Raw genomic sequence first — 13,234 nt, 5'->3', positions numbered from 1 at the left:
CCATGATGGCCGTCGTGGACACCGAGACACTCATCGACGCCTGGCGGCGTCTCCTCGCCGGATCCGGAAAGCCCTGGGTTCTGTTCGAGCAGGGCACGTGCGTGGTGCTGGAGGAGCCGGCGGAAGGGCTCGCCGACCGGGCCACCGACATCCTGCGCGCCTACGGGCCCGTGAGCGTCGGTGGTCCGGCGGGCGACTTCCGCGTGCTCGAACTGGAGAACGGCGAGGGCTGGCTGGTGACGGGTCACCACCCGGACGTCGTCACCTTCGTCGCCCTCCAGGACTCCGAGGACCCCTCGCACCTGGCCGTGGGCATCCTCGGGCGTTCCCGCCGCGACCGGGACGGCAGGGATCTCCACGTCGTCCACGTCGAGGACGGCGGGGCCGCCGGGGCCTGAGCCCCGGCCGGCACACAAAGACGCCGGGTGCCCGCACCCCCGAGAAGGAGTGCGGGCACCCGGCGTTCACCGGCTCGGCGTCACGCCGGGACGCTCGCCACGCCCGCAGCCAGGAACCGCTTGCCGTTGACGCGCTCGCTGACGCCCTCACGGTCCAGGTACGGCGTGATGCCGCCCAGGTGGAAGGGCCAGCCGGCGCCCGTGATCAGGCACAGGTCGATGTCCTGGGCCTCGGCGACGACGCCCTCGTCGAGCATGAGCCCGATCTCCTGCGCCACCGCGTCCAGCACCCGCGCCCGCACCTGCTCCTCGGTCAGTACGACATCGCCCTGCTTGAGCAGCGCGGCGACCTCCGGGTCCAGCTCCGGCTTGCCGCTGTCGTAGACGTAGAAGCCGCGCTTGCCCGCCTCCACGACCGCCTTGAGGTTCGGGGAGACCGTGAAGCGGTCCGGGAACGCGCCGTGCAGCGTCTCGGAGACGTGCAGACCGATCGCGGGGCCGACCAGCTCCAGCAGCACCAGCGGGGACATCGGCAGGCCGAGCGGCTCGACGGCCTTCTCGGCGACCTCGACCGGGGTGCCCTCGTCGATGACGTTCTGGATCTCGCCCATGAAGCGGGTCAGGATGCGGTTCACGACGAACGCCGGGGCGTCCTTGACCAGCACCGCGGTCTTCTTCAGCTTCTTGGCGACGGCGAACGCGGTCGCGAGGGACGCGTCGTCGGTCTTCTCGCCGCGGACGATCTCCAGCAGCGGGAGGACGGCCACCGGGTTGAAGAAGTGGAAGCCCACGACCCGCTCGGGGTGCTTGAGCTTCGAGGCCATCTCCGTCACCGACAGCGACGAGGTGTTGGTGGCGAGGATCGCGTGCGCCGGGGCGACCGCCTCGACCTCCGCGAACACCTGCTGCTTGACACCGATCTCCTCGAACACGGCCTCGATGACGAAGTCCGCGTCGGAGAAGCCCTCGGCCTTGTCCAGGACACCGGTCACCAGTGCCTTGAGGCGGTTGGCCTTGTCCTGGTTGATCCGGCCCTTGCCGAGCAGCTTGTCGATCTCGGCGTGGACGTAGCCCACCCCCTTGTCGACCCGCTCCTGGTCGATGTCGGTCAGCACGACCGGCACCTCCAGGCGGCGCAGGAAGAGGAGCGCCAGCTGCGAGGCCATGAGGCCCGCGCCGACCACGCCCACCTTCGTGACCGGGCGCGCCAGGTTCTTGTCCGGGGCGCCGGCGGGACGCTTGCCGCGCTTCTGCACCAGGTTGAAGGCGTAGATGCCGGCGCGCAGTTCACCGCCCATGATCAGGTCGGCGAGGGCCTGGTCCTCGGCGTCGAAGCCCTGCTGGAGGTCCTCGTTCTTCGCGGCGGCGATGATGTCGAGGGCGCGGTAGGCGGCCGGGGCCGCGCCGTGCACCTTGGAGTCCGCGATGAACCGGCCCTTGGCGACGGCCTGGTCCCAGGCCTCGCCGCGGTCGATCACCGGGCGCTCGACCGTGACGTCGCCCTTGAGGACCTGCGCCGTCCAGATCAGCGACTGCTCCAGGAAGTCGGCGCCCTCGAAGAGCGCGTCGGCGATCCCGAGGTCGAAGACCTGCCGGCCCTTGAGCTGCTTGTTCTGGTTGAGCGAGTTCTCGATGATGACCGAGACGGCCTTCTCGGCGCCGATCAGGTTCGGCAGCAGCGTGCAGCCGCCCCAGCCGGGGACCAGGCCGAGGAAGACCTCGGGCAGCGAGAACGCCGGGATCGCCTTGGAGACGGTGCGGTAGGTGCAGTGCAGACCGACCTCGACACCGCCGCCCATCGCCGCGCCGTTGTAGTAGGCGAAGGTGGGAACGGCCAGCTTGGACAGGCGCTTGAAGACCTCGTGGCCGCCCTTGCCGATGGCGAGCGCGTGCTCGTGCTCCTTGAGCAGCTCGACGCCCTTGAGGTCGGCGCCGACGGCGAAGATGAACGGCTTGCCGGTGATGCCGACACCGACGATCCCGCCCTCGGCCGCCTCCTTCTCGACCTGGTCGATCGCGGTGTTGAGGTTCGCGAGCGAGGCGGGGCCGAAGGTGGTCGGCTTGGTGTGGTCCAGGCCGTTGTCCAGCGTGATCAGCGCGAAGCGGCCCGCGCCGAAGGGGAGATCGAAGTGGCGTACGTGCGCACTGGTGACGACCTCGTCGGGGAACAGGTCCGAGGCCTGCTTCAGAAGCTCGGCGGTGGTGCTCACTTGTCCCCCTCGAAGTGCGGGTTCTCCCAGATGACCGTCGCGCCCATGCCGAAGCCGACGCACATGGTGGTCAGGCCGTAGCGGACCTGCGGCTGCTCCTCGAACTGGCGGGCCAGCTGCGTCATCAGACGGACGCCGGAGGAGGCCAGCGGGTGGCCGAAGGCGATGGCGCCGCCGTACTGGTTGACGCGCTCGTCGTCGTCCGCGATGCCGTAGTGGTCGAGGAAGGCCAGCACCTGCACGGCGAAGGCCTCGTTGATCTCGAACAGGCCGATGTCGGAGATGGACAGGCCCGCCTTGGCGAGGGCCTTCTCCGTGGCCGGGATCGGGCCGTAGCCCATGACCTCCGGCTCGACGCCCGCGAAGGCGTACGACACCAGGCGCATCTTGACCGGCAGGCCGTTCTCGCGGGCGAAGTCCTCGCTCGCGATGATCGACGCGGTGGCGCCGTCGTTCAGACCGGCCGCGTTGCCGGCGGTGACCCGGCCGTGCACGCGGAACGGCGTCTTGAGGTTCGCCAGGCTCTCCAGGGTGGTCCCCGGGCGCATCGGCTCGTCGGCGGTGACCAGGCCCCAGCCCGTCTCGCCGCCCTCGGGGTTGGTCCGGCGCACCGAGATCGGCACCAGGTCCTGCTGGATCTTGCCGTTGGCGTACGCCTTGGCGGCCTTCTCCTGCGAGCGCACCGCGTACTCGTCGGCGCGCAGCTTGGTGATCTGCGGGTAGCGGTCGTGCAGGTTCTCCGCGGTCATGCCCATGAACAGGGCCGACTCGTCCACCAGCTTCTCGCTCACGAACCGCGGGTTCGGGTCGACGCCCTCGCCCATGGGGTGGCGGCCCATGTGCTCGACGCCACCGGCGATGACGGCGTCGTAGGCGCCGAAGGCGATCGAACCGGCGGTCGTCGTCACCGCGGTCAGGGCGCCGGCGCACATGCGGTCGATGGAGTAACCGGGCACGGACTGCGGCAGACCCGCGAGGATGCCGGCGGTACGGCCCAGGGTCAGCCCCTGGTCGCCGATCTGGGTGGTCGCCGCGATGGCGACCTCGTCGATCTTCTTCGGGTCCAGACCGGGGTTGCGGCGCAGCAGCTCCCGGATCGCCTTCACGACGAGGTCGTCGGCGCGGGTCTCGTGGTAGATGCCCTTCGGGCCCGCCTTGCCGAACGGGGTACGGACGCCGTCGACGAAGACGACGTCCCTGACGGTACGAGGCACGATGGCTCTCCTCCTGTGCGGGATGGCACTGCTGCGTTGCGCTGAGCGCGCGCTCAGACCCATGCTACTTATGAGTAACGTAGCTGCACAGTCCCGGAGGCGCGAGCGGCGAAGGTCACACGAGACACCGGCGCCGAAGCGTCCGCGAAGGGGTGCGCGGGGGTGTGCCGATGCGCGGCTTCACCGCCCGGGCACGTCGAGCGTGCGTGGGTGCCGGATGCGAGTCGGGCGGCGCAGCCAGGGCGCGCTACCCCGTAGCCCGCGCCTCCGCGTCCGAAGGGCAAACCGGTCGCCGCCTGCCACGCCCCGGCCGGCGCCCGGGGGCCGCCGGCGCGCGGGTCGGCCGGGAGCGAGCCGTGGATGGGCCCGCCCCGCCGCCGGACCTCAGGATCTTGGCGTGATCTCGACGTCCCTTTCCCGCTTCCGCGGTCCCGGGGACGCCGACGGGGAGATCATCTCCGCGGGCACGGTCCTGGTGACCGGGCGCCGGGGCGACGTCTCACGCACCCTTGGCCGACAGCGCGTCCACCAGCACCGGCGTGACCAGCTCGATCTGCCAGGGGCGCGCGCCGTACCCGGCCAGCGCGGCGCCCACGGACTCCTCGTCGGGAGACGCCGGCGGCTCCCAGCAGATCCGCCGCACCGTGTCCGGAGAGATCACGTTCTCCTGCGGCATGTTCAGCCGCTCGGCCAGCGCGGTCACCCCGGCCCGGGCGGCGGACAGCCGGGCCGCGGCGGCCGGATCCTTGTCGGCCCAGGCGCGCGGCGGCGGAGGCCCCGTCACCGGCTGCCCCGGCTGCGGCAGCGCACTGTCGGGAAGGGCCTTGGCCCGGTCCACGGCGGCCTGCCACTGCTCCAGCTGCCGCCGCCCCATCCGGTGCCCGAACCCGTTCAGCCCGGCGAGGACGTGTACGTTGCCCGGCAGCGCCAGCGCCGCCTCGACGATGGCCGTGTCGCTCAGCACCTTCCCCGGTGACACGTCCCGGCGCTGCGCGATCCGGTCCCGCGTCTGCCACAGCTCGCGCACGACCGCGAGCTGCCGGCGCCGGCGCACCTTGTGCATCCCGGAGGTGCGGCGCCAGGGGTCCTTCCTGGGCTCGGCCGGCGGCGCGGACGCGATCGCGTCGAACTCCTGGAGTGCCCACTCCAGCTTGCCCTGCCGGTCCAGCTCCTTCTCCAGGGCGTCCCGCAGGTCGACGAGCAGTTCGACGTCGAGCGCCGCGTACCGCAGCCACGGCTCGGGCAGCGGGCGGGTCGACCAGTCGACGGCGGAGTGGCCCTTCTCCAGGACGTAGCCGAGGACGCCCTCCACCATGGCGCCGAGACCGACCCGGGGGAAGCCCGCGAGCCGGCCGGCCAGCTCGGTGTCGAACAGGCTGGTCGGGACCATGCCTATCTCGCGCAGGCAGGGCAGGTCCTGCGTGGCCGCGTGCAGCACCCACTCGACGCCGGACAGGGCCTCGCCGAGGCCGGACAGGTCGGGGCAGGCGACGGGGTCGATCAGCGCGGTCCCGGCGCCCTGCCGGCGCAGCTGCACCAGGTAGGCGCGCTGCCCGTAGCGGTAGCCGGAGGCGCGCTCGGCGTCCACGGCGACCGGGCCGGTGCCGGCGGCGAAGGCGGCGATCACCCGGTCGAGGGCCGCCTCGTCGGCGATCACGGGCGGAATGCCCTCGCGCGGTTCGAGCAAAGGAGTCGGCGCCCCCATCACAGAAGAACCTGCGTCGTCCGGAGGGGTGCCTCCGGTGGAGCGCAGGGAACTGTCTGCTGCGGTGTCTTGGGCGTCGGTCACCTGTCAAGGGTATCCGTGTGTGGACCGCGCCCGTCGACGGAACGTTCCGTCGACGGGCGCGAGAGGGGCGTAAACCAGTCAGCTCGGGGCAAGGGCTGGTTCACATGAGTGAATGCCGGATCCGCCGAAGGGGGCGTCCGGCGGGCTCAGTGGATGATTCCGGTGCGCAGGGCCACGGCCACCATGCCGGCCCGGTCGCCCGTCCCCAGCTTGCGCGCGATGCGGGCCAGGTGGCTCTTCACGGTGAGGGCGGACAGGCCCATGGAGACGCCGATCGCCTTGTTCGACTGGCCCTCCGCGACCAGCCGGAGCACCTCGACCTCGCGTCCGGACAGCTCCCGGTAGCCGCCCGGGTGGCTCGGGGCGCCCGGGGGGCGGCGGTGCATACGGGCGGCGGCGCCGAGGGGAGCGGCGCCGGGCCGGGCGGGGAGCCCGATGTTGGTGCGCGTGCCGGTGACGACGTAGCCCTTGACCCCGCCGGCCAGCGCGTTGCGGACCGCGCCGATGTCGTCGGCGGCGGAGAGCGCGAGTCCGTTGGGCCAGCCCGCGGCGCGGGTCTCGGACAGCAGGGTCAGGCCGGAGCCGTCGGGAAGGTGGACGTCGGCGACGCAGATGTCGCGGGGGTTGCCGATGCGGGGACGAGCCTCCGCGATGGACGAGGCCTCGATGACATCGCGCACGCCGAGCGCCCACAGGTGGCGGGTGACGGTGGAGCGGACGCGGGGGTCGGCCACGACCACCATGGCGGTCGGCTTGTTCGGGCGGTAGGCGACCAGGCTTGCGGGTTGCTCGAGGAGAACGGACACCAGGCCTCCTGGGTGGGGGGACGGGGCCGGCTTGTGGGGATGAAGCCGGGACGAACCGTGCTTTCAAGGTCACAGTCGTCTTCGGCAGCAAACTCGTCCGCCTTTAGAGAATGATCACGATCTAGTGAGTAACAATCTGTGCAATTCGGACACGCGATCGATCATCCGAAGATCAAGTCGGTTCGAGCGGAGACGATTCGAGTACGGAAAATGGCCGTATCGACAAAGAGACGGTCAACGAGGGGTCATGCGGCGACCGGCGTGACCGCGTCAGCCGGGCGCGGTCACCTGGACTGCGGCCCCCTGCGCTGCGGCAGGGTCACCACCGACGCGTCGCCCGGCCCGGCCGGCGGCAGGCCCGCGACCTGCGCCAGCAGATCGCACCAGGAGGACAGGTGGGCGGCGGTGTCCGGCACACCGCCCAGGCCCTCGCGGGGCGTCCAGGAGGCACGGATCTCGATCTGAGAGGCGGCCGGCCGCTCGGCCAGCCCGCCGAAGTAGTGCGAGCTGGCACGGGTGATCGTGCCGCTCGGCTCGCCGTAGCCCAGTCCGCGCGCCGCCAGCGCCCCGGTCAGCCACGACCAGCACACCTCCGGCAGCAGCGGATCGGCCGCCATCTCCGGCTCCAGCTCCGCGCGCACCAGCGTCACCAGCCGGAACGTGCCCCGCCAGGCGTCGTGCCCGGCCGGGTCGTGCAGCAGCACCAGCCGCCCGTCGGCCAGCTCCTGCTCGCCGTCGACCACCACCGCCTCCAGCGCGTACGCGTAGGGGGCGAGCCGCTGCGGGGCGGGCGTCGGCTCCACCTCGACCTGCGGCCGCAGCCGGCTGCCGCGCAGGGCCTCGACCGCGGTGCGGAAAGCCGGCGGACCCGAGGCACCGGGGTGCCCGTCCGCCTCCTCGGTGTCCTTCACGTCGCCCGTTCCGTCAGCGCTGTCCGACATTCGTCCGTGAGCCGCAGCCATGCGGGGAAGAGTAAGGGGAACCGGGGCGTCGTGCAGGGCAAGACACCCCCTGCGGCCCACGCGGCTGCGCCCGGCAGGCGGGGCACCGGCCGGGCGGCTGTCCGACGGCATGCGAAACTTGCCTCGTGACCGCCAATGACACCCCGCAGCCGACAGCGACGTACGACAGCGCCTTCCTCAAGGCGTGCAGGCGCGAACCCGTGCCGCACACCCCGGTGTGGTTCATGCGCCAGGCCGGCCGCTCCCTGCCGGAGTACCGCAAGGTGCGCGAGGGTGTTCCCATGCTGGAGTCCTGCATGCGGCCCGAGCTGGTCACCGAGATCACGCTCCAGCCCGTGCGCCGGCACGACGTGGACGCGGCGATCTTCTTCAGCGACATCGTCGTCCCGCTCAAGGCCATCGGCCTCGACCTCGACATCAAGCCGGGCGTCGGCCCGGTCGTCGCACAGCCGATCCGCACCCGCGCCGACCTGGCCCGGCTGCGCGACCTCACCCCGGAGGACGTCCCCTACGTCACCGAGGCCATCGGCATGCTCACCCGCGAGCTGGGCGCCACCCCGCTGATCGGATTCGCGGGCGCGCCTTTCACCCTCGCGAGCTACCTGGTCGAGGGCGGCCCCTCGCGCACGTACGAGAACGCCAAGGCGATGATGTACGGCGACCCCGGGCTGTGGGCCGACCTGCTGGACCGGCTCGCCGACATCACGGCCGCCTTCCTGAAGGTCCAGATCGAGGCGGGCGCGAGCGCCGTCCAGCTCTTCGACTCCTGGGCCGGCGCCCTCGCCCCCGCCGACTACCGGACGTCGGTCATGCCGGCCTCCGCGAAGGTCTTCGACGCGGTCGCCGGGTACGGCGTGCCGCGCATCCACTTCGGCGTCGGCACCGGTGAGCTGCTGAAGCTGATGGGCGAGGCCGGCGCGGACGTCGTCGGCGTCGACTGGCGCGTCCCGCTGGACGAGGCCGCCCGCCGCGTCGGCCCCGGCAAGGCGCTCCAGGGCAACCTGGACCCGACCGTGCTGTTCACCGACAAGGACACCGTCGCGGCCAAGGCCCGCGAGGTCCTCGACGCCGCCGCCGGCCTGGAGGGCCACGTCTTCAACCTCGGCCACGGCGTCATGCCGAACACCGACCCGGACGCGCTGACCCGGCTCGTGGAGTACGTCCACACCGCCACCGCGCGCTGAGCCGCCGGCCGGCTCACCAGGTGTAGTGGGGCCGCGCCCGCCTGCCGAACAGCAGGCCGGGCGGCTCCGGCGGGGACGGCGTGCCGGGCTTGAGCGGCCAGGCCAGCAGCATGCCCGCCACGAAGCCGACCACGTGCGCCGCGTACGCCACCGTCCCGGCGCCGGACACCCCGTGCCCGGACGAGTACACCGCCTGGAGCCCGAACCAGAAGCCCAGCACCAGCCAGGCGGGCAGCCTGAGCGGCAGGAAGACCAGGAACGGCACCAGGACCCACACCCTGGCCCTCGGGTACAGCACCAGATAGGCGCCGAGCACGCCGGCGATCGCGCCGGACGCGCCGATCAGGGGGTCGGAGGAGGTGTCGTTGAGCAGCGCGAAGCCGTAGCCGGCCGCGTAGCCGCACACGACGTAGAAGAGGAAGTAGCGGATGTGGCCCATCCGGTCCTCGACGTTGTTGCCGAAGATCAGCAGGAAGAGCATGTTGCCCAGCAGGTGCAGCCAGCCGCCGTGCAGGAACATCGCCGTGAAGACCGACAGCGGCGGGGACTTGTCGTAGGCGGGCGGCCCGACGACGCAGCCGGGGCCGCCCGGGCCCACGCCGACGGCCCCGGTCGGGACCAGCCGGGGCATCTGATGGTGGATCAGCTCACGGGGGACCGCCGCGTACTGGTCCATGAAGGCCTGGAGGTGGCACAGCTGCGCCAGTTCGCTGCTGCCGGCCACGGAACCGGCTATGCCGGGCGTCGTGACGAACACCAGCACATTGGCGGCGATGAGGGCGTACGTCACCCAGGGGGTGCGGCGTACCGGGTTCACGTCATGGACGGGGATGACCACACAGGAGTAGTGCCCGCGATCGGGCGTACGAATCGGTGAACACGGCCGGGTGCGCGTGCGTATCCCTCCTCAACCGACGTGAGGAACAGGCGATGACGAACGCTCCGCAGGTTTCGGCGATGCACGCTCTGCCCGACGGGGAGGCGGAGATCTCTCTGGTCGTACGGCTCCCCTGGGAGGACGTCGCACGGCTCGGCCAGGAGGCGGGCCGGCTCGCCTCGCAGATGCAGCGGCCCGTGACGCTGGACGAGGCGGTGAGCTACCGGCTGCGGTCCACCCGGCCGCCGGCGTCGCACGCCAAGCCCTCCGGGGAGCAGCCGGCGGCGGTCTCGGCCCTGCCGCGGATCAGCGGCACGGCGTAGGCGCGCCGCGGGGGTGCGGCGCGGGTGCGGCGCCGTCGGGACGGCCCGGTTCCCCGCGCCCCTCGGGCCGGTCAGCTCGCCCGCACCTTCGCGACGGCCTTTCTCGCCGCCACCAGGACCGGGTCCCACACCGGTGAGAACGGCGGGGCGTAGCCCAGGTCCAGGGCCGTCATCTGTTCCACCGTCATCTGCGCGGTCAGCGCCACCGCCGCGATGTCGACCCGCTTCGCCGCCCCCTCCCTGCCGACGATCTGCACGCCCAGCAACCGGCCCGTGCGGGACTCGGCGAGCATCTTCACCGTCATGGGGGCGGCACCGGGGTAGTAGCCGGCGCGGCTGGTCGACTCGATGGTGACCGTCTCGAAGCGCAGGCCCACCCGGCGGGCGTCCTTCTCCCGCAGGCCGGTCCGAGCGATCTCCAGGTCGCAGACCTTGCTGACCGCCGTCCCGACGACACCGGGGAACGTGGCGTAGCCGCCGCCGGCGTTGGTGCCGATGACCTGGCCGTGCTTGTTGGCGTGGGTGCCGAGCGGGACGTACTGCTCCTGCCCGGAGACCAGGTTCAGCACCTCCACGCAGTCACCGCCCGCCCAGATGTTCTCGTGCCCGCGCACCCGCATCGCGAGGTCGGTGAGCAGGCCGCCGTGGGCGCCGGTCGGGAGGCCGGCCGCCCGGGCGAGGGCGGTCTCCGGGCGGACGCCGATCCCCAGGATCACCAGATCGGCCGGGTACTCGGCGTGCTCGGTGGCCACCGCGCGCGCCCGGCCGTCCTCCCCGGTGAGGATCTTGGTGACCTCCGCGTTGTTCACCATGGTGATGCCGAGGCCCTGCATGGCCCGGTGCACCATCCGGCCCATGTCCGGGTCGAGCGTCGACATCGGTTCCCTGCCGCGGTTGACGACCGTCACCTCGAAGCCCCGGTTGATCAGGGCCTCGGCCATCTCGACACCGATGTAGCCGGCCCCGACGACCACCGCCCTGCGGCCGGGCGTGCGGGCCAGCGTGTCCAGCAGCGCCTGGCCGTCGTCCAGGGTCTGCACGCCGTGCACACCGGGAGCGTCCACGCCGGGCAGGTCAGGGCGGACGGGGCGGGCTCCGGTGGCGATGACGAGCCGGTCGTACGGCGTCCAGGACTCCGCGCCGGAATCGACGTCACGCGCGCGTACCCGCTGTCCCGGCACGTCGATCTCCGTGACCTCGGTGCGCAGGCGCAGATCGATCCCGCGCGCCCGGTGCTCCTCGGGCGTCCGGGCGATGAGCCGGTCCCGCTCGGGGACCTCGCCGCCCACCCAGTACGGGATGCCGCACGCGGAGAAGGAGGTGAAGTGGCCGCGCTCGAAGGCCACGATCTCCAGCTCCCCGGGGCCCTTCAGCCGCCGCGCCTGCGACGCCGCGGACATGCCCGCGGCATCGCCGCCGATCACGACCAGCCGTTCCCTGCCGCCACTGCCCCGCCCGCCGCTCATGCTCATGGGAACACGCTACGGGGCGCGGTCGCTTCCGTCCCGGCCGCCCTCCCGACCCCGTCCGGCTCAGTCCCGGTCGCCCTGCCCGGCCGCCTCGGCCGCGTCCGGGGAGGGGCGGGCCGAGGGCAGCGGGCCGGGCGCGGTCGTCGCGGGCGCGGGCTCCGCGCGGCGCGGCAGCCGGGGCCGTACGACCCGCAGCCACAGCAGCGCCGGCAGCGCGGCGAGGGCCACGAACGGCAGGGCCGCGCCGAGCGCCAGCGCGATCCAGCGCAGCACGTCGACGCACGCGTGCCAGCCGCCCGCCAGCGCGTCCGTGAAGCCCGGTGAGCCGTCCGCCTTCCGCACCGGGGTCTCGGACAGCGACAGGGTGACGGTGGCCAGGCTCGTCCGGTCCTTCAGCGAGGCCTGCCGGGCCAGCAGCGCCTCCAGATCGGCCTGACGGCTGCTCAGCTCGCCCTCCAGGGCGACGACATCGCTCAGCTTGGTCGCCCGGCCCATCAGCGCGCGGATCCTGGCCACGCTGGCCCGCTGCGACGCCACCCGGCTGTCGACGTCCACGACCTGGTCGGTGACGTCGACCGCCTTGGCCGTGCGGTCGACCACCCGGCCCGCGCCCTGGAGGCCGGTGAGGACCTCGTCGTACTTCTCGGAGGGCACGCGCAGCACGACCCGGGTCCGCTCGTGCCCGTCGGTGTCCCGGCTCGTCGTCTCGGCGCCCACGTAACCGCCCGCGTCCTCCACGGTCGTCCGGGCCGCCGCCAGGGCCCTCGGCACGTCCTTGACCTCGACGGTGAGGGACGCGGTGCGGATGATCGCGTCCGGGGTGAGCTTCGGCGTCCCGCGCGCGGCCGTGCCGTCGCCGGCCTTGCCGTTCTCCGCCGTGCCGCCGGGGGCGCCGGCCGCCTCGGCCCGGCTGTCCGAGGCGGCCTTCGAGGAGCCCCCCATGTCGTCGGCGCCGCCACACCCGGCGAGCGCGAGGGAGGCGGCGAGCAGGACCCCGGCCAGGACCCGGCGGCGTGCGGTGTGTGGTGTGCGCATGAGCGGTACCCCCCGAGGGCTGTGGGCTGTGACGGTCCTTCGACGGCGGGCCGGCCGGGAACGTTCGGCGGCGGCGGTTCCGATGCGGTCACGGTCCGGACTCGTCCCGGCCACCGCCTCCCGGCGGGAGTGCCGGCGGGGTCTGAGAGAGTGGGGGCATGAGCACCACGGGTAACAGCGCGCCGGGCGTGGGCCCGGGACACGTCGTCGTCATCGGGGCCGGCATCGCCGGGCTGGCCGCCGCGCACCGGCTGCTGGGGCGCGGAGCGCGGGTGACCGTGCTGGAGGCCGGGGACCGGGTCGGCGGCAAGCTGCTGCCCGGCGAGATCGCCGGCGTGCGGGTCGACCTGGGTGCCGAGTCCATGCTCGCCCGCCGCCCGGAAGCGGTGACCCTCGCGCGCGAGGCGGGGCTGGGCGAGCTGCTCCAGCCGCCCGCCACCGCCACCGCCTCGATCTGGACCCGGGGCGCCCTGCGGCCCATGCCCAAGGGCCATGTGATGGGCGTGCCCGGCACCGCCGCCGCCCTGTCCGGCGTCCTCTCCGACGAGGGCCTGGCCCGTATCGAGCGCGACGCCGACCTGCCCCCGACCGAGATCGGCGACGACGTGGCCGTGGGGGAGTACGTGGCGGCCCGGCTCGGCCGCGAGGTCGTCGACCGGCTCGTAGAACCCCTGCTCGGCGGGGTGTACGCGGGCGACGCCTACCGCATCTCCATGCGCTCCGCCGTCCCCCAGCTCTTCCAGGCCGCCCGCACCCACGCCTCCCTCACGGAGGGCGTCCGCGAGATCCAGGCCAAGGCCGCCGCACAGCGGCAGACCGGGCCGGTCTTCATGGGCATCGCCGGCGGGATCGGGCGGCTGCCGCTCGCCGTCGCCGACTCGGTGCGCGCCCGGGGCGGCGAGATCCTGACCGGCACGCCCGCGCGCGCACTGCGTCGGGAGGCGGCCGGCGGCTGGCGGATCACCGC

General features: G+C 73.0%; 12 protein-coding genes. 4 read left to right on the top strand and 8 right to left on the bottom strand.

The genetic code is table 11. From position 1 onward, the window contains the following. Positions 1–5: 5 nt before the first annotated feature. Complete coding sequence (locus tag ABZV94_RS18970) at positions 6–398, top strand: hypothetical protein (RefSeq protein ID WP_356341547.1); 393 nt, start codon at positions 6–8, stop codon at positions 396–398. Between the two features lie 80 nt (positions 399–478). On the opposite strand, the gene ABZV94_RS18965 is transcribed toward ABZV94_RS18970, so the two are convergent. The 5 genes from ABZV94_RS18965 to ABZV94_RS18945 all read right to left on the bottom strand — a co-directional run bounded on the left by ABZV94_RS18965 (position 479) and on the right by ABZV94_RS18945 (position 7,379). Further along, positions 479–2,608, bottom strand: coding sequence for a 3-hydroxyacyl-CoA dehydrogenase NAD-binding domain-containing protein (locus ABZV94_RS18965; RefSeq protein WP_356341518.1), 2,130 nt, complete (start codon positions 2,606–2,608; stop codon positions 479–481). Next, positions 2,605–3,822, bottom strand: a complete 1,218-nt coding sequence (locus ABZV94_RS18960) for an acetyl-CoA C-acyltransferase (protein ID WP_356341517.1) — start codon at positions 3,820–3,822, stop codon at positions 2,605–2,607. Before ABZV94_RS18960 ends, ABZV94_RS18965 begins: the two co-directional genes overlap by 4 nt. A 499-nt stretch (positions 3,823–4,321) precedes the next feature. Further along, on the bottom strand, positions 4,322–5,611 hold the full coding sequence (locus ABZV94_RS18955) for a ribonuclease D (protein WP_356341516.1): 1,290 nt from the start codon (positions 5,609–5,611) through the stop codon (positions 4,322–4,324). 146 nt (positions 5,612–5,757) lie between these two features. Then, positions 5,758–6,417 (bottom strand): response regulator transcription factor, encoded by a 660-nt coding sequence (locus ABZV94_RS18950; RefSeq protein ID WP_014675646.1) that lies wholly within the window; start codon positions 6,415–6,417, stop codon positions 5,758–5,760. Positions 6,418–6,701: 284 nt separating this feature from the next. Beyond that, positions 6,702–7,379, bottom strand: a complete 678-nt coding sequence (locus ABZV94_RS18945) for a DUF3000 domain-containing protein (RefSeq protein ID WP_356341514.1) — start codon at positions 7,377–7,379, stop codon at positions 6,702–6,704. A gap of 125 nt (positions 7,380–7,504) precedes the next feature. On the opposite strand from ABZV94_RS18945, the gene hemE reads away from it, so the two are divergent. Continuing rightward, a complete protein-coding gene (gene hemE, locus ABZV94_RS18940) occupies positions 7,505–8,563 on the top strand; it encodes a uroporphyrinogen decarboxylase (protein ID WP_356341512.1) in 1,059 nt (352 codons plus the stop codon). Between the two features lie 13 nt (positions 8,564–8,576). On the opposite strand, the gene ABZV94_RS18935 is transcribed toward hemE, so the two are convergent. Beyond that, positions 8,577–9,401 (bottom strand): rhomboid family intramembrane serine protease, encoded by an 825-nt coding sequence (locus tag ABZV94_RS18935; protein WP_356341510.1) that lies wholly within the window; start codon positions 9,399–9,401, stop codon positions 8,577–8,579. 92 nt (positions 9,402–9,493) lie between these two features. Between ABZV94_RS18935 and ABZV94_RS18930 the strand changes: the two genes are divergently transcribed. After that, a complete protein-coding gene (locus ABZV94_RS18930) occupies positions 9,494–9,763 on the top strand; it encodes a hypothetical protein (RefSeq protein WP_356341509.1) in 270 nt (89 codons plus the stop codon). 71 nt (positions 9,764–9,834) lie between these two features. Here the strand turns inward: ABZV94_RS18930 and ABZV94_RS18925 are convergent, their stop codons facing one another. Both ABZV94_RS18925 and ABZV94_RS18920 read right to left on the bottom strand, forming a co-directional pair. Beyond that, on the bottom strand, positions 9,835–11,235 hold the full coding sequence (locus tag ABZV94_RS18925) for an FAD-dependent oxidoreductase (protein WP_356341508.1): 1,401 nt from the start codon (positions 11,233–11,235) through the stop codon (positions 9,835–9,837). A gap of 60 nt (positions 11,236–11,295) precedes the next feature. Next, complete coding sequence (locus tag ABZV94_RS18920) at positions 11,296–12,267, bottom strand: DUF4349 domain-containing protein (protein WP_356341507.1); 972 nt, start codon at positions 12,265–12,267, stop codon at positions 11,296–11,298. Positions 12,268–12,425: 158 nt separating this feature from the next. Here ABZV94_RS18920 and hemG point away from each other — a divergent pair. Then, a partial coding sequence (gene hemG / locus ABZV94_RS18915; protein ID WP_356341505.1) for a protoporphyrinogen oxidase occupies positions 12,426–13,234 on the top strand: 809 nt, incomplete at its 3' end.

Source organism: Streptomyces sp. NPDC004658 (genome assembly GCF_040609555.1).
Classification (GTDB): domain Bacteria; phylum Actinomycetota; class Actinomycetes; order Streptomycetales; family Streptomycetaceae; genus Streptomyces.
The sequence above is the reverse complement of the archived record's forward strand: the minus strand, read 5'-3'. Positions and strand labels throughout refer to the sequence as shown.

What these genes read in the sequence shown, in the direction of transcription:
- ABZV94_RS18925 (WP_356341508.1), bottom strand. Translation starts at nt 11,235, where the DNA reads ATGAGCATGAGCGGCGGGCGGGGCAGTGGCGGCAGGGAACGGCTGGTC.
- ABZV94_RS18930 (WP_356341509.1), top strand. Translation starts at nt 9,494, where the DNA reads ATGACGAACGCTCCGCAGGTTTCGGCGATGCACGCTCTGCCCGACGGG.
- ABZV94_RS18920 (WP_356341507.1), bottom strand. Translation starts at nt 12,267, where the DNA reads ATGCGCACACCACACACCGCACGCCGCCGGGTCCTGGCCGGGGTCCTG.
- ABZV94_RS18945 (WP_356341514.1), bottom strand. Translation starts at nt 7,379, where the DNA reads ATGGCTGCGGCTCACGGACGAATGTCGGACAGCGCTGACGGAACGGGC.
- ABZV94_RS18970 (WP_356341547.1), top strand. Translation starts at nt 6, where the DNA reads ATGGCCGTCGTGGACACCGAGACACTCATCGACGCCTGGCGGCGTCTC.